The sequence below is a fragment of the Ercella succinigenes genome (assembly GCF_900002895.1).
This window is the reverse complement of the sequence record NZ_CDHP01000060.1, coordinates 1-16,505: the sequence shown is the minus strand read 5'-3', so window position 1 is coordinate 16,505 and position 16,505 is coordinate 1. Positions and strand designations below refer to the sequence as shown.

General features: G+C 36.5%; 12 protein-coding genes. 10 read left to right on the top strand and 2 right to left on the bottom strand.

Annotated elements, in window-relative coordinates; all coding sequences use genetic code 11:
• Positions 1-30 precede the first annotated feature (30 nt).
• The 7 genes from AC0KSB_RS13025 (at position 31) to AC0KSB_RS12995 (ending at position 11,933) form a co-directional block, all read left to right on the top strand.
• On the top strand, positions 31-3,672 hold the full coding sequence (locus tag AC0KSB_RS13025) for a glycosyltransferase family 2 protein (RefSeq protein WP_472309979.1): 3,642 nt from the start codon (positions 31-33) through the stop codon (positions 3,670-3,672).
• Position 3,673: 1 nt separating this feature from the next.
• Positions 3,674-4,447, top strand: a complete 774-nt coding sequence (locus AC0KSB_RS13020; protein WP_472309977.1) for a glycosyltransferase — start codon at positions 3,674-3,676, stop codon at positions 4,445-4,447.
• Positions 4,444-5,205 carry a glycosyltransferase family 2 protein gene (locus AC0KSB_RS13015; protein WP_472309976.1) on the top strand — a complete coding sequence of 254 codons (762 nt, stop codon included), beginning with the start codon at positions 4,444-4,446 and terminating at the stop codon, positions 5,203-5,205. The genes AC0KSB_RS13020 and AC0KSB_RS13015 overlap by 4 nt, the downstream gene beginning before the upstream one ends.
• A gap of 18 nt (positions 5,206-5,223) precedes the next feature.
• Positions 5,224-6,654: a sugar transferase gene (locus AC0KSB_RS13010; RefSeq protein ID WP_472309974.1), complete on the top strand. Its 1,431-nt coding sequence runs from the start codon at positions 5,224-5,226 to the stop codon at positions 6,652-6,654.
• A gap of 9 nt (positions 6,655-6,663) precedes the next feature.
• Positions 6,664-7,698, top strand: a complete 1,035-nt coding sequence (locus AC0KSB_RS13005) for a DUF6077 domain-containing protein (RefSeq protein ID WP_472309972.1) — start codon at positions 6,664-6,666, stop codon at positions 7,696-7,698.
• A 33-nt stretch (positions 7,699-7,731) separates the two neighbouring features.
• The gene (locus AC0KSB_RS13000) at positions 7,732-8,595 is read left to right on the top strand and encodes a P-loop NTPase family protein (protein ID WP_472309970.1); all 864 of its coding nucleotides are present in this window, start codon (positions 7,732-7,734) and stop codon (positions 8,593-8,595) included.
• Positions 8,596-8,813: 218 nt separating this feature from the next.
• Positions 8,814-11,933, top strand: a complete 3,120-nt coding sequence (locus AC0KSB_RS12995; protein WP_472309968.1) for an AAA domain-containing protein — start codon at positions 8,814-8,816, stop codon at positions 11,931-11,933.
• 123 nt (positions 11,934-12,056) lie between these two features.
• On the opposite strand, the gene AC0KSB_RS12990 is transcribed toward AC0KSB_RS12995, so the two are convergent.
• Positions 12,057-12,611, bottom strand: coding sequence for a magnetosome magnetite crystal formation protein family (locus AC0KSB_RS12990; protein ID WP_472309966.1), 555 nt, complete (start codon positions 12,609-12,611; stop codon positions 12,057-12,059).
• Positions 12,612-12,873: 262 nt separating this feature from the next.
• Here AC0KSB_RS12990 and AC0KSB_RS12985 point away from each other — a divergent pair, with 262 nt between their 5' ends.
• Together AC0KSB_RS12985 and AC0KSB_RS12980 are read left to right on the top strand one after the other, a co-directional pair.
• Positions 12,874-14,016, top strand: coding sequence for a hypothetical protein (locus AC0KSB_RS12985; RefSeq protein ID WP_472309964.1), 1,143 nt, complete (start codon positions 12,874-12,876; stop codon positions 14,014-14,016).
• 13 nt (positions 14,017-14,029) lie between these two features.
• Complete coding sequence (locus AC0KSB_RS12980) at positions 14,030-15,901, top strand: sensor histidine kinase (protein WP_472309962.1); 1,872 nt, start codon at positions 14,030-14,032, stop codon at positions 15,899-15,901.
• Here the strand turns inward: AC0KSB_RS12980 and AC0KSB_RS12975 are convergent.
• Positions 15,889-16,113 (bottom strand): response regulator transcription factor, encoded by a 225-nt coding sequence (locus tag AC0KSB_RS12975; protein WP_472309960.1) that lies wholly within the window; start codon positions 16,111-16,113, stop codon positions 15,889-15,891. The genes AC0KSB_RS12980 and AC0KSB_RS12975 overlap by 13 nt on opposite strands.
• A gap of 179 nt (positions 16,114-16,292) precedes the next feature.
• Here AC0KSB_RS12975 and AC0KSB_RS12970 point away from each other — a divergent pair.
• Positions 16,293-16,505 (top strand): transposase (locus AC0KSB_RS12970; RefSeq protein WP_472306700.1); only part of this gene is annotated, 213 nt, incomplete at its 3' end.

Genomic DNA, 16,505 nt, shown 5'->3' with positions numbered 1-16,505 from the left:
AATAATAAGATATAAGTGGAGCAGATAATAATGGAATGTTTGTTTGTCAAAAATACAGTGCAGCGTAAAGAGAAATTTCAGATTATAACGACGATTAACCGTAGGGATAGTGGGGAATTATTTGTCAGGAAGTCTGCCTATAGTAATTGCGCCGATAAACATATTGCTGATATCTACAGGAATTATGTCTTGTTAAAAGAAGATCAGTCATTGTTTAAGTTGCCTGAATCATCTTATGATCAGAAGTTTTTTGATTCTGCTTTTGTTGATGGCAAAACTATGGAAGATATGCTGGCGGAATTTATTTATGAGGGCGACAGGAAAAATTTTCTTAAAGTTTTTACAGAATATGTTGATCTTTTGCGTCAGCTTGAAAGTATTACTTGCAATCCCTATGACAATTCAGAATTTGCGGATATTTTTACAACTTTACCCTCTGGATTATCTTGTGAATATAAATGTCTTACAAAAGGTATGATAGATTTTATTCCGGAGAATCTGATTGTTAATGAGGATGGAATATATCACATAGATTTTGAATGGCTTATAAAAGCACCCTTGCCCCAGGATTTTATTATATATCGGGCACTGGTTGTACTTCATAATAAATACCATCTTAAATTACATCAATTGATATCACTTGAAGAGTTGTTTGACTTGTTTGAAATTTCTGATAATATTTCTGTCTTCAAGCAATGGGAGAATGAGTTTTCTTCTTATGTGCATGATAATCTTGATTATCATGATAATTATCTAATCAAAACAAATAGTTATGCAGACTGGCAAAATAATAGCCCTGCAGTTGTGCTTAGTACCTTGTACTATGATACGGAAGGCTATTTTTCTGAAGAGCAAAGCATAAAAAAGGATATTAGACCTGATTTTAAAAATAAATTTGTCTATGATTTACCGCAGGCTAGTGATCTTAAATATCTGCGCTGGGATCCCTGCGAGAATTATGCTCTTTCAATGGAAAACGTTGAAATAAGTTGCTTTTTCAAAGGTGAGCTTTGTTACCAATCAGATCATTTTGAGACAAACGGTTTACATAGAAAAGCCCTCAACCTTCCTGTATCTGTTTTGATTTTGAATCATGATCCGCAGATAATATTTGATTTCGGGCAAATAATAAAAACTGATAGAATAATTATTCGTGCCGATATTAGACTGCTTTCATACAATGAAATTATAAGTAGAGCTTCTGAGCTTATATCAGAATATAATACATACAACAAATCCAGTCTAACATATTATTCCGATTTTGATCGTGATGGTTCCTATTCGATGAATAGATTGCAAAAATCAATTGATCATATGCTGGAAACTTCGTTGAGGAAACAAAATGAACTAAACTTACTTCGTCATTCCTACGGTAACCGACTAACCAATCCTTTGCGAAAATTGCGGCATTTGCTGCGTGAATTGCGCAAGCCTTTGAGCAATCTTGAACAATTGGATCTTCAGATCATGAATGATTCTATTAATAAAAAAACTGAGGGTGTTTTTGAAATCACTGGTGAAGATCCTCAGCTTCAAGCAGGCAGGAAATTTAGAAAAGGTCTTTATCTGCTAAGGTGGGAGGGTCAGGCTGACAGCAGGATGATGGTCAAACTTTTCCCCGACTATGGCAATGGTATTAGTGAACTGAACAGCATAAGATTGGGATATATAGATACTAACAGATCATTAAAGGAACGTTTTGTTTTATTTAAGAGTGATGTTAACCTGTTGCGTATAGATCCTGGTGAACAGGACAATAATTTTCTTTTCTTGAACAGTTTTCTTTTTGTCAGATTAGGTCTTTTTACCGCGGTTAGGGTGGGTATTGATCTTATTCATAAACAAACCGGGTTTAGTAAAATAGGTTTGCTAAGACATATGGTTAAGCTTGTGCTTACAGGTAAAAAATCAGAAGCCAAACAGCATTTTGTTAATGCATTTAATAGTTTTGGTGATGGTAAAGCTGTTTTTGAAAATGATGAGGCCGCCTATCAGCAATATATCAAAAACTGTGAGCCTTCTGCTGAGGTTTTAAATCAGCAGACAAATCAGGCTGAAAGCTTTGCTTATAAACCGCTGATTAGTATTCTGGTGCCTGTTTATAATACAGATGAAACAATGTTAAGAGAAATGATTGACTCAGTTATTAAACAGACATATACAAACTGGCAGCTTTGTCTTGCCGATGGCAAATCTGCACTTGCGCATGTGAAAAATATATTGGCTGAATATGCTGAGAAGGACAACCGTATTTCTTGTGTTTATATGGAAGATAATCTTGGTATAGTCGGCAATACCAATGCTGCTTTAGAGCTGGCAAAAGGTGATTTTGTAGGCTTGCTTGATCATGATGACCTGCTTACCCCCTGGGCTTTGTATGAAGTTGTGAAAGCTATTAATTCTGCTGATAATGTTGATATGATTTATTCTGATGAGGATAAAATTGCAAGTGATGGCAGCAGTAGATTTCAACCGCATTTTAAACCTGACTGGAGTCCTGATCTTTTAAGATCTTATAATTATATTACGCATTTATTTGTTGCTCGTAAAAGTATTATTGATAATTTGGGTGGTTTTAGAAATGGTTATGATGGTAGTCAGGATCATGATCTTATTTTGAGGGTTTCAGAAGTTGCAAGAAATATAGTTCATATCCCTATGATTCTTTATCATTGGCGAAGTCATGCTGCTTCTACAGCTGAGAATCCTGCCAGTAAAACATATACACTTAAGGCAGGCGCTAAAGCTATTAAAGATCATCTGGATAGATCTGGTTTATCTGGAACAGTGAGTTTTGATGATAAAATTGGAATTTACAGTGTTGATTATAAACTTACTGTAATGCCTAAAGTTTCAATAATTATTCCAAATTATGAGCATAAAACAGATTTACAAAAATGTCTCGAATCTATTACAGGAAAGTCTTCTTATGATAATTATGAGATAATAATTGTTGAGAATAACAGCAGCTCGGAAGAAATTTTTGCTTATTACAGGCAGATAGAAAAAGATAGTCGCATCAAGGTGATTAAATGGGAAAGAGAATTTAATTATTCTGCTATAAATAATTTTGCAGTCAAAGCAGCCAGTGGGGAACAGTTGCTTTTTCTGAATAATGATACAGAAGTTATAGCAGCTGATTGGATTGAACAGTTTTTGCAATATGCTCAAAGAGATGATGTGGGCTGTGTAGGTGCAAAACTATATTATACAAACGGCTCTATACAGCATGCAGGCGTGGTGCTTGGATTCCAGGGTATAGCTGCACATTCTTTCTGCCAGCTTCCCGGTGAGTACAGTGGTTATATGAATAGGGCTATAGTCGCTCAGAATGTCACAGCAGTTACTGCTGCCTGTATGATGATAAAGAGAACCGTCTTTGAAGAGATCGGCGGATTTGATGAAACTTTAGCTGTTGCTTTTAATGATATAGATTTATGTATGAAAGTAAGATCTTTAGGTAAGTTGATTGTGCTTAATCCTAAAGTAGAGCTTTATCATCATGAATCATTATCAAGAGGTTTTGAAGATACTCCGGAAAAACAAAAACGTTTTGCTTCTGAGATAGAACATTTTAAGCAAAAATGGCAGGAACAGCTTGCGGCCGGTGATCCTTATTATAATCCGCATCTTGATCTTGAGTTGATGCCATTTAGAGTTTCAGGAGATTAATATGACTAAAGTATCGCTTGCGATAGTTACTTATAATAATGAAAAAACAATCGGCAAAACCTTACGTTCTATTGTGGATAACTGGCCGGATGATCTTTCTTTGGAATGTCATATAATTGATAATGACTCTACAGATGATACTTTGCAGAAACTGATGCCTTATTTGAATAAAATCAAGGTTCGACGTTCGGAAAATGGTAATGTAGGTTTTGGCAGTGCGCATAATCTGCTTTTGCAGGAGCTGGATTCAGATTATCATATTATTATGAATCCAGATGCGGCTTTGCTTTCTACCGATACAATTTCTGTTCTGGCTGGGTATCTTGACAAAAATTCAGATATTGGTATGGTTGTACCATCAATAATAGATGATAAAGATCAGGTTCAGTATCTTTGCAGGCGTGAGCTTACTGTTTGGGATTTGTTTCTAAGATTTGTACCGGGGAATCTTTTTGCCAAAAGGCAGGCCTGGCATGAGATGCGTGATATGGATTATACAAAAGCATTTGATGTTCCTTTTGCATCTGGTTGTTTTTTTATGATCAGAACAGCTTTGTTAAAAGAACTGGGTGGATTTGATGAGAGATTTTTCCTCTATGCAGAGGATGCCGATCTAAGTAAGCGTGTTAATCAGAAGGCGAGAATAGTTTTCTTCCCGAATGTTTCGATTCGCCACCTTTGGGAGAGGGCTTCATATAAAAGCCGTGCTATGACCAGATTACATTTGCAGTCGCTGTGGCGATATTTTAGAAAATGGGGTTTTAGATTGAAATGAGATCTGTTGTAATGACTACCTATAATGGTATTGCTTATGTCAGGCATCAGCTTGAGAGTATTCTCGGGCAGATGGCTGAGGATGATGAGCTGATTATTTCAGATAATGGTTCTACAGATGGTACATGGGAATATCTGCAGCAGATGGATCAGTCTGATCAGAGAATTGTGTTGCTTTCTTTTACCAAGGAACAGGGAATAATCGCTAATTTCAATTATGCTTTATCATATTGCAATGGCGATCTTATTTTTCTGGCAGATCAGGATGATATCTGGCTTCCTGATAAAATGAGAGTGATGACTGAACGGTTTGAGTCCAATCCAGAATTGCTTGTTGTTCAGGTTAATGCAGAAATGATTGATAGTAGTGGTAACATAATAGGTAAGGATTTCTTTTCATATCGTTCCTGTGGTGCAGGTTTCTGGAAAAATTTCTGCAAAAATACCTGGCAGGGATGTAATATGGCTTTCCATCGGGATCTGCTGTTTATGGCATGGCCTATTCCTAAATTTGTGCCAATGCATGATGTCTGGCTTGGTCTTCTGGCTGATTTAAGCGGTGAGGTTGAGTTTATACCTGAGATACTTGCTCAATACCGCCGGCATGATACAAATCTTAGTGATTTAAGACCAAGTGGGCCTTGGCGTGTGGTTTTATGGAGGGTTCAGCTTATGGTGGCTTTATTCTCAAGATTTTTTGAAATGAAAAAATTTAAAAGGTCGGGAAAAACGGTTGATTCAACAGGCAATCATTTTTGATTTTTGAAAGGAGCTTTAATGGAAGCCAGAAATTATGGTAAAAAGTCTCAAAAATCTAATATTGTTATGAGCAGAAGACGTTCTGTAAGTGCTCATCTGTTTAAATTACTTTATATAATTGTTGAATTAGGTATAGTTAATCTGGCACTTATTGTGGCATTTTTTATTGTTTATGATCGTGATTTACCTACTTTCGGGCAGAGCTTTTCTGATTATTTATCTACCATGCCGTTCATGACTTTGGCTGCTTTGGTCTATATTGATTATTTCGGGATGGCACATTTTTTCCGCAAAAACAAAACTGATATGATGATGACTTCATTTCGTTTTGTGTTCCTTGTCATTGTTACAACGGCTGCTATTGCTTTTGCCTTTCAATGGTTTACCTTCCCGCGCTGGGTTATGGTCGTAGGTTCTGGAATAATGCTTATCCTGACAATTTCCTGGTCTGTTTTATGCTTGAATATTAGCAAGCGTATTTATTCCAGAGGAAGATTGCTGATAGTAGCTACTTCTAAGGAAGATGCAGATAAAATGTTTGTTAAGGTCAAACATGAGCTTAAAACCTTGCATATTAAATATGTTGGCTATAAACTTACAGAAAATATGGATGATATATTCAGCTCTATTGACCGGAGTACAGAAATAATGATTTCTTCTTCTGTCAGTGAAGCAGACAAATCGCAATTATTCCTTTATTGTGCCAATATGGACAAGACTGTTTATGTCGTGCCGCAATTTTCTGATCTTATTTATACTAAATTCCGTGTTGTACAGTTCCATGATATGCCTACTTTTATGATAGACAGTCTTGGACTTACCTTCCAGCAAAGGATATTTAAACGCGTTTTCGATATTCTTTTTTCCTTGTTTATCCTTATACTTACCGCACCGGTGCAGTTAATTATTGCCTTGGCTGTTAAGCTTAATTCGCCGGGTGAAATATTATACTCACAGGAACGTATTACAGAATCCGGCAAAATCTATAATGTTTATAAATTCAGAACTATGATTGATGGTGCAGAGGAGAAGTTCGGATCTTTCCAGTCCAGCCTTGATGATCCCAGAGTTACCAGAGTAGGTAGGTTTTTGCGTGATACCCATATGGATGAATTGCCGCAGTTTTTGAATATTCTTAAAGGTGATATGTCTGTTGTAGGGCCAAGATCTGATCGCCCTACCACAATAAATGATTTTGAGAGTAGTATACCAGGCTATAATCAAAGATTGAAGGTAAAGTCAGGTCTGACCGGACTTGCTCAGATATATGGTAAATATAATTCAGATCCAGAGGACAAATTAAGGTTTGATATGATGTATATAAAAAATTATAGTTTTGTGCTTGATATGAAAATTGTATTGCAGACTTTGAGAACAATGTTGCCGTCAAAGGATAATTATAATATTCTGGATGAGCAGGTTGATAATTGGGAATATGAGAGTGAATAGGTTTTTATTATGATATTTTTCAAATTGTTTTTGCTCATTATGCCTTTGGTTCTTTTGCCATATTTGATAGGCGTTCTGGTAAATAATAAAATTTTGAATATCAGGCAATCTTTTTTTGCTTTTGACATGTCAAGTGGTTATATAGTTATGTTTGCGCTTTTTTATCTAATTACAATGCCGCTTCTTTTTGCAAAAGCTTCATTAACTTTTCTTGTTGCCATATCAATGATATGTTTTGTTTTAATCTCGGTATTGGCTTTGATTTTTTGCCGCCAAAAAATTATCTTATCTTTAAAGTCTTTATCTGAGTATGTGATACGGGTGCCTCTGTTAACTGTAATTGCAGTTATATTGATATTGTTTCAAACTTTTATGCTAGCCTATTTTACCCGTATTGATGATGATGATGCATTCTTTGTAGCACAGGCTGTAACGGCTGTTGAGACTAATACCATATATGAATATGATCCTTATACCGGTTTGGAAACGGATGGCTATCATATGCGTTATGTTATGTCTCCTTTCCCGATTTTTAACGCAGTTGTGTCTGAATTTGCGGGAATACATCCTGCAATAATGGCACATACTGTTATGCCGATATTTTTTATTCCGTTGGGATACCTGGTTTATGCGATGTTTGCGGCTTTGTTTTTTCCAGGCAAAATAAAGGCGCAGGTTATTTTTCTGATTTTTATGTCTGTGGTAAATATATTTGGCTATGTTTCAGTTTATACTCAGTCAACTTTTTTTCTTTATAGAATATGGCAGGGTAAAGCTGTTCTTGCAGCTATTTTGATTCCGGCGATTTTGTTTTTTGCCCATAAATACATGCGTGGAGATATAAAGAACGGTTGGTTTATAATACTGGCTTCGGTGCTGGCTTCATGTCTTGTATCTTCAATGGGTGTTTTTCTTACTCCGGTAATGCTCGGTGTAATTGCACTGATATACACATTTGTTGAGCGAAAAGCAGATAAACTTGTCGCCACTGTTTTATGTTGTGTTCCGGCAATTTTGTGCGGATTGATTTATATTTTATTTTGAAGTATGGCAATGGGGTTTTGGTGAGGCAGAGCAATGATTGATATTCTGAATACTTTATTTGGTCAGGCTGTTGAGACTTATACGAAATATAAGGGTTCTGGATTTGTGATGGAGCTGTTTTATATTTGTGTGATTTATGTTTTTATTGTCAACAGTATCAGAATAAATGGAGTAAGAAAAGCAGAAGGCATTGCCAGAAATATCGATGAAATAAGATTAAAGACATATGCTAAAATCGATCATGCTTATATGATTGGCTTTATCTATCCTCTCATAATGCTCTTTGTTATTTTTAATCCTTTGGTAGTGGGTTTTATTACTAAAATTGCAGGAGATGTATATTGGCGTATGTTCTGGTTGGTGCCGGTTCCGCTGGTGCTTGCATATGTAGCTGCTGATGTTTGTACAAAGTTTAATTTCGGCAAAAGTTTGCATCGTTTGGTAATCGCATTTCTTCTGATTATAATCATTGTAATTAGCGGCTCTTTTAGTTATACAAGAGTCGGATTCAGACCACACACAAACTGGTTTAAACTTCCTGATTCTGCTGTTGCAGTTTGTAACATTTTGGGGAAAAGCAGTCATGAACAAGTAAAAGTAGTAGTTCCTGATTCTATCAGCAGTCATATCAGGCAGTATGACGCTTCAATTTATATGCCTTATGGCAGGGCTACAAGGCAAAATTCAGGCCATAGCAGACGTTTGATTACTGAGCTGCATCAGCAGGTCAATGGTGAAAATATTAATTTTGCACAACTTAGAGAGTCGATGATTGCTCTTGACTGCAATGCTGTGGTTATTGCTGCTGATAAACCTTTAACTGATAATGCTGCAGATAGTGGTTTTGTTCTTCTTGATATGACTCATAATTTTCTTGTTTTTGAACTTGCAGATTAGTTTTATAAAAATAAATTTAAGGATTTGAATAAAAATAAAGTCTACTAGTGATTTGAATAAAAAAATGAAATTTCAATAGTAATATGTACAATTTAATTGATTGGAATTTCAGCATTATATATAATTTGTTACATTGTCATTTCATGTCATGGTAAAGCTCTTAAGTTTAAGCTGTTTTCGTCGATATAATTTGTTAGACGAAAGGCAGGTAATATGCTATGGGGGACGTAAAGAAGTATCTTTTTCATCTCAGGGAAAGACTTTTTACCGGACATTATCCTGATTTAACAGTAATAGGTGGTAGGTGGCTGGAATGTAAATTGCCGGATATTATTTCAGGTAAACCGGTTTCTGGTGCAGGGCTGTATCAGAGTCTGATAAATTTTGGCTGGGATCCTAATAGTTTTTCTTTTGATGGCTTGGGTGATCATGAAGGATTACCTGTAATGATAGCTGCACGCAATATTATTGCTGAGAAGAAAAGTTTTCGGACAAAGAAAAAACAATTTTCCGATAGATTGATGCTTGGAGAAATGCTTTCTGATTTGTATTGTGTTTTTTATCTGCCGGCGATCTTGATGCCTGATGGTTCTCTAAAACCAGGTAATTGGCAGTGGCCATGGTTTGAGCAAATGCTAATGCACCCTTTTGTAGACGAGGAAACGGCTATAGCAGATATATCTGTATATGGTGACTATATTAATGCCAGAAAGGCTGTTTTACCTAAAATACCGGATTGGAAAACATGGGTATCTCTTGCGATAGATATGTATAAGCAGTGTACAGGTCAAGCTTTTACCGATTCAAAAATAAAGAATATGGATCTTGATGATGTTGCTTATGTTATACCGGATATAAAGACTTTTCACAGTGCTTCTCTGGCTAGAAGCTATGATGAATTACTTGTGTCGCAAACTTCTAATCTTCTTTTGAATAATATGCTTTCGGAGTTTGAGGTGGAGGATAAAACAAGACGTTTCCCTACCGGTGTTACTGCCTCCTATGCTCATTCAGGACATATGGATTGTTCATATCCTTTATTTGAATCACAAAGAAGAGTTGTTGAGCAAATGTTAAGTGTTCCTGTTGGCGGTATTCTGGCAATTAACAGTCCTCTAGGGTCAAAACCGATGAGCTGTGTCAGCGATCATATTGCCAGTAAACTGGTTAATGCCGCTGTTTTGGGTGAAAAACCTCCTAAATCAGCTATTATTGTTCGTGATAGCCGGCAAATTTCCCAGGTAATGAAAGAGTTTAAGTTTGATTGTATAAGTGAGGATTCTGAACAGGAAGCTTTACTGCTGTTAGGTCAAAACTGGATAGATGGTATGGACTGTATGGCCGCTGCTGTGATAGAGAAATGTTGTTTTAACAATTTAAATAATCAAGGTAAAATGACAGTTGGGATATGCTCTGATATGGGTGTGGCAGGTATAGATAATCCGCAGAAAATAAAAGAAATGACAGAAAATGTCATGGAACAATGCAGTAATTTTTTCAAAGAAAAACTTAATTCTCTTGATAAATGTAAAAACAGGTTGCATGAAACCCTGGTTGCTGTTAATTATGCTAGTCAGTCATTATTGCAAACTGCCGCAAAAATACAGGAATTTATGCGCAGCAATTCTCTTAGTCAGGATATTTTATTTTTCCCGGAAGATGAGCTAAATGATGTTACTGGTAAACGGCAGAAACTGGTAGATCGTTTGGAAGAATGGAGAAAACATTTTAAATCAGTTCCTCTGTCATTGAGAATAGGTGCGAATTCTGATTTGGGAAAAATCAAGCTGAAGGCTTTTTATGAGGCATTTCGCAAAGAGGATGAGCTGGAACATATGCCCTCTATTGAGTCTATAGAAGATGTTGAACGTGGTTTGGCAAAGATGGATCGAGAGTATGCACAAATTCAGCCTGTTCTGGAAGAGATTGTCAGACAGCAGGATAAAGCAGAGATGATGGTCAGGAAACTTGGCAAAATCGGACTTGATATTGAGACTATGGAAAAGAATATCAGTCAGCCTGACCGCATAAATGCTGATCTTGATAATAGTTTGAGATTATTAGCTTTCTGGTTGGCTGTGCATTATTATGAATGTCGTTGGCTGTCAGGTGAATCCATTGTGCTTATGCATCAGCGCAATCGTGTTGATCCACATGCTGCAGGGCGCTATCTGGATAGATTAAGCTTAATAGCTCCCTGCCTGATTGCAGAGCCGGGAGTGCTTTGTCAGGTGAATGGTTTGAACCCCTCTAAGCTTGATGATTTATACGTTTTAACCTCTCAGGATTGGTTGTTGGCGGAGACTGTACCTTGTCTTACTTTGACGAAAAGGATTTATGCCATAGGTGATCCTGCAGCATCAAGAATTACACCTTTTATTCCTTTGGATCAGCCATATGTAAAACCTAAAAAGAAAAGAAAAGAAGATGTTGTTGAAGGAATATCTTTGCCAGGAAACGGTACTCAGGAAGAATTATGTAAAATTCCTGGTTTTGTCGGTTCGGCTGCAAATGGTATAGGCATAGGCGGTGGAATTGTTGTTCCTGACAAGAACGGTGATAATTCACACAATGTTCAAGATCAGACTGCTGATGGACAGACGTCTTCTCAGACAGATAATAAAAAGCATGATCAGTTGGTTGATTGTTTTGCTTCAGATCTTTTGTCACAGGCTGCTGATCGTGGCCTTTGGTATATGTGGAATAGAGATGGTTTATGGCTTTCAGACCAGGTAACAAGCTATGAAGAAATAAGCAATTATGGAAGCTGGCTCTATTTTAATGATAAAATTAAAGCCAGAAGAGGCGCTGCTTCTGCTTCTTCTGATAAAAGATTCAGGCAGTGGTTGCCTATGTCATTGTGGCAGGTGGATACTGGCAAGGCCGAAAGAAAAGCTTTTGATTTTTATCAACCCAAAGAGGCAGAAGAGATTGTACGTCTTCTTAAGAACAATTATGAAAATATAAAAATTTCTTATCCTGATACTGATCCTTCAAGCCTTTTAGCCATAGTAACACCTTTTGAAGCCCAGGCAGAAGAGTTAAAGCGCAGAATAGCAAAAGACTGTGGTCATCTTTCGGCATCATCAGTCAAGGTAGGTTGTATGAGAGAGTTTGCCGAAGGGGAAGCTTATAAAATTATAATGTTCTCAGCAGTTTACGGCAGATCTGATGGCTGTAGACTGTATGAACAGGATAATTCTTGTCTATACAGAGCTGTTTCAATGGCAACTGATACTTTCCTTTATGTTGGTGATATAAATGCATTGCCAGAAAAGGGGCGCTCGCCGGCAGCACAGCTCCGCAAAAAACTAAAACCTCAAAACAGAAAGAAATAATAGTTGCGAGAAGGCGTATTTGAGAATAAGCAATTGATTAAAACATAATCCCCGGTAAAAGGCTGCAATGCAATTTTTACCGGGGATTTTTATACTTTTACAAGTTTCTTTTTTACGCTTATTTTATTTGATAATCTTAATCTTTCCTATTAGTGGTAATTCTTTGGCTTTGCCGCTGAATCCATTTACCATACCGAGGATAAACAGAACTACTGAAAAGATATAGGCTACTACAGAAATCACGCATCCGAGCAGAGGGATAATGTTGATAACGCCTGCTGCTACACCGAGAAGGAACACGAGAAGAGCCTGATTAGCGTGGAAACGAGCATATCTTGATTCTGGACAAGCAATAAGTGGTAAAAAGAATATAAGATATGCTAGCCCTGCCATTGTCTTGTTTTTGGCGATATCTTCAGGTGAATATACTTCTTCTCCCTGAAAAGGTTGATTAGGAGGAACTTGTTGTCCGTATTGTTGATTTTGAGCGTACTGATCATTAGGCTGAGCATACTGCTGATTTTGACCATACTGGTCATTGGGTTGTGCATACTGTTGATTTGGAGCCTCTTGCTGATTTGCTGATTGATCGTTTTCAGTATAGGATGTGCCGCAGCCGTCACAAAATTGAGCTGTGTCAGCCAATTCTTTTCCGCAACCTTTACAATATTTTGTCATACTTATACACCTCTCTTATTTTAATGGCAGATTCCTCTTTGTTTATAATATCAAAGCTTAAAATATGTTAATAGGGTATTTTGATTATTAAATGTAAACTTTTGTCTAATTTTTAACACTATATAACAATAAAATAAGGTATTTTTGGTTATTGTGTATGTATTAGCTAAAAGGCTATAATGGCTAGAGACTTTATTAGTTATTGTTTTGACATAATTTTACAACGATGTAATACGTTTTCTTCATTGATAGGGTGTTTGTAATGTATTTTACTATTATGACTGGCAGCTATTTAATATTGTTGGTTGCTGGTACATTGTTTATGGTCTATTTAACGATTAGATCCAATCGGACGGCGTTTTATTATGCTCTTTTTTGGTATGGTGCCGGACTTTTGAGCTGGATTTGTATTCGCCTTTTGGAATCTTTTTCCAGTGATTTATCTTGGATAAGGATCTATTATATTCTTGGTATTGTTCATGCAGCTCTTATGATTCCGTTACTTATTAATCTGCTATATGCTTTTTTTATGCATAAGTTAATGCCTTTTGTTTTGCAGATGATGGGGGGCGCTGTTGCATTATCTCTGGTGCTTTTTGTCTGGCCTTATGTTTATATTATTGAGGAACAGTATATGTCTAATTCTTTAGACCTGTTTTTCCTTTTATATCTGTGGATGCCTGCAATAATTTTTGTTTTTTCTGTTCCTTTGGTGTCCTTGGCAATAAAAAACTGTTATATAAACATTTCGTCACTTTCGATTGAACGTATTTTTGCCAGTAGTCCTGATTTGTACTTTTTTATCGATCGCAACAATTGGTTGACTGATCATAATGCTCCGTCAGAATTGTATGGTGATTGTCATGACAGATCTGATCTTATAGTCAAACTTGAAAGTGTTATTTCTGCTGATCAACAGGAAAACTGGATTATGCTTAGAAAATCATTGCTTTTGCCTAAAAAAGAGGATTGTTCTGGCGAAATAAAAATGATAGTTGATGGCAAGGAATTTTGGTATTTTTGGACTGTTAAGCCTGTTCAAAAACAAAATGGCAGAGTATTGGGATCTTTTTTGCTGCTAAGTGATAGAACTGCAGTTAAGCAATATATGATCATCCTGAATCGGCAGAATGAGGAATTACAGAAGGTAAATTCCAGTTTATCTGACTATGAATCTTTGGTTTATAAATATACTGAAATGTCAACCCGGCAGGAAGTTTCCAATTATATTGATATTTCTGTTAGAAATCGATTATTGCAGAGTTTTGATCAAATTGAAAATTTTAAATTGCAAAATGAAAGTGGTATCAGTAATTCAAGTAAGCTTGCAATAGAATATCTGAGAGCAGAATGCCGCAGATCTTTGACTGACATCAGGGCTTTAGTAAAAAGATTATCTCAGTGAATTGGAGCAGCAGATGATGATTTTATCGGACAGTTTATTAGTTCTTATTTATATAATTTTTCTGATATATTTGCTTGTTTTGCATTCTTCAATAGTTATAGGGGCAAGGAAAAGTGCTTTGATGTTTCCCTACTGGTTTTCTATTGGTTTTTTGGCTATCTGGTTATGTGCTATTTTACTTGAATATACCGATAGTCACCTGATCTGGCAACATGCTGTTTTGTCATTACGATATTTAGGAATTTGTGGTTTGGGTTTTTCAATTGCCTGGCTTGGAAAAGTTTATCATAAAACAGAACATCTTAGTTCCTTCGAATTAATTATTTTGGCAATTAGTCCGGCTATGTGTTGGTGGGTTGTTTTAACCAATCAGTGGCATTCAAGATTTGTGCCTATAATAGATTTTTTTGATTGGGAAAGAGGCTTTTTGTTTTATATTGTAAATGGTGTAATCGTCGTTCATATCATGATAGGATTGCTTTTCTTTTTGCTTGGTATAAAAAAGCATTCCCAGAACGTTGCTATTTTGCTTCTTTTTTTACTGGGAATTTTATTGCCTGTGAGCGCAGGTGTTTTTTATCTTATCATACCTGGTTTTTTGCATTTCAATTTAATTCCTGCTTTAGCTGTTGTATCGTCTAGTTTTTTTGCCTTAGCTGCTGTTAAATTTCGCTTTCTTGATATTATGCCTGTTGCAAGACGTGATATTATGAATGAAATGGATAGTGCTTTGGTAATTGCCAGAGATGATGCTATGGTAATTGATTGCAATACTTCATTCTTAAAAATCTGTAATGCTGACAAAAAGGATGTTATAGGGAAAAACTTTACTGATTTGATCAGTTTTCCATTGTCTTTAGAACCTGTTGATGATAAGGGGGAGGAGCTTGACCGTTTCAGAGCGCTTCTTCAGTCTAAAGAGAATATTTCTCATGAAATGTATTTGATAACAAAAACAGGTATAAAGTATTTTGAGATTATGGTTCAGCCTGTTTTTTCCCATAGAATGAAGTTGAAGGGACGTCTATACCGTTTGACTGAGCTTGAGCGTGAAAAACAATTGAGAGAACTTCTTTCTGAGCAGAATCAACAGTTGGATAATGCTAATATTTCACTTAGCAAACGTACGGAAATGGCTGCTGATTTGAAAAGAATGACTATACGAAATCAGCTGGCTAGAGAATTGCATGATCAGCTTGGACATGTAGTAATATTGACATTATCTTCTATTGATCAGATCGAGCTTGCCGAGTCTGATCAGGAGCGTTGGCATGAGCTTGATCAGCTTGTTGAACGTTTGAGATTTCAGCTTCAACGATCTTTGCCGCCTGATAAAAACAGCAATTCTGATAACGGCATAGCAAATAGTGGAGAGGGGAAAAAATCTTCTATAGAAAATAAAAAAATAGATGCAAACATGGGGAAAAATGTTCACAACAACTATCAGTCTGTTACCAAAACTTCTTCGCTTGAAGGGGAATTGGAATTAAATGAGAATCAAAAGACAACTGAATTAAAACAAATGCTGACAGATTTGCAAAATGATGGCATAAAGGCAGGAATTGATTTGCAGTTTGATATAAATGGCGACATGCGATTGATACCTGCTTCTCATAATCATAATCTTTTGCAGATATGCAGAGAAACCATGACAAATGCCATTAAACATGGAAATGCAAAACAAATTAACTATTTCTGGAAAATAGCTAATGAGCACTATGATCTGATAATTGTTGATAACGGAAAAGGTGCAGATGATTATAGTAAGGGATTTGGCTTATCAGGGATGGAGAAGCGAGTTGGAGAAATGGGAGGCAGCATAAGATTTCAATGTGATACCAGTGGCTTTGCAGTTTTTTTAAAAGTTCCGCTTCATGTCAAGTGATGGCGTAGTGCGAAAAGAGCAAGCTGGGTTCTGTCTTTTAGTTCAAGGTCGTTTAGCAATTTAGAGATTCTATTTTTTACCGTGCTCTCAGAATAGCTTATGGATTCTGCTATTTCCCGATTGCTCATGCCGGCTGTTAGACATTCCAGTATTTGAATATCCGTAGGAGTAAATTCCGTAAGTTTGCTTATTGCTTCGTTTTTGCTCTGCATTGGTACCGGACAGTCAAGTATATGTTCCAACCAGTGTTTTTGGATGCATTTATTTGATATATACATTCCCTGGCGATAAAGTCCGTATACTTGGTGTAAATTGAGAAATAAAAAAGAGCCACGAGCTCGCTTTCGGTATAATAGGTTTTGCGAAACTAACAACTGAAAGGAATGAGATCATGGCTCAAGTACATCTTACACTGGAAGACGAAATTCTTAAAGACCTTATGCTTGGAAATCGGGAGAACGGGGTGGCGAAATTACTGGAAAAAGTATTTGATGCGGTGCTGCGAGGACAGGCCAGCGAACAATTGAATGCCGAGCCGTATGAGCGAAGTGATGGACGTGTCAGCTATCGGAATGGCTATCGCGAGCGTACCCTGACAACTAGA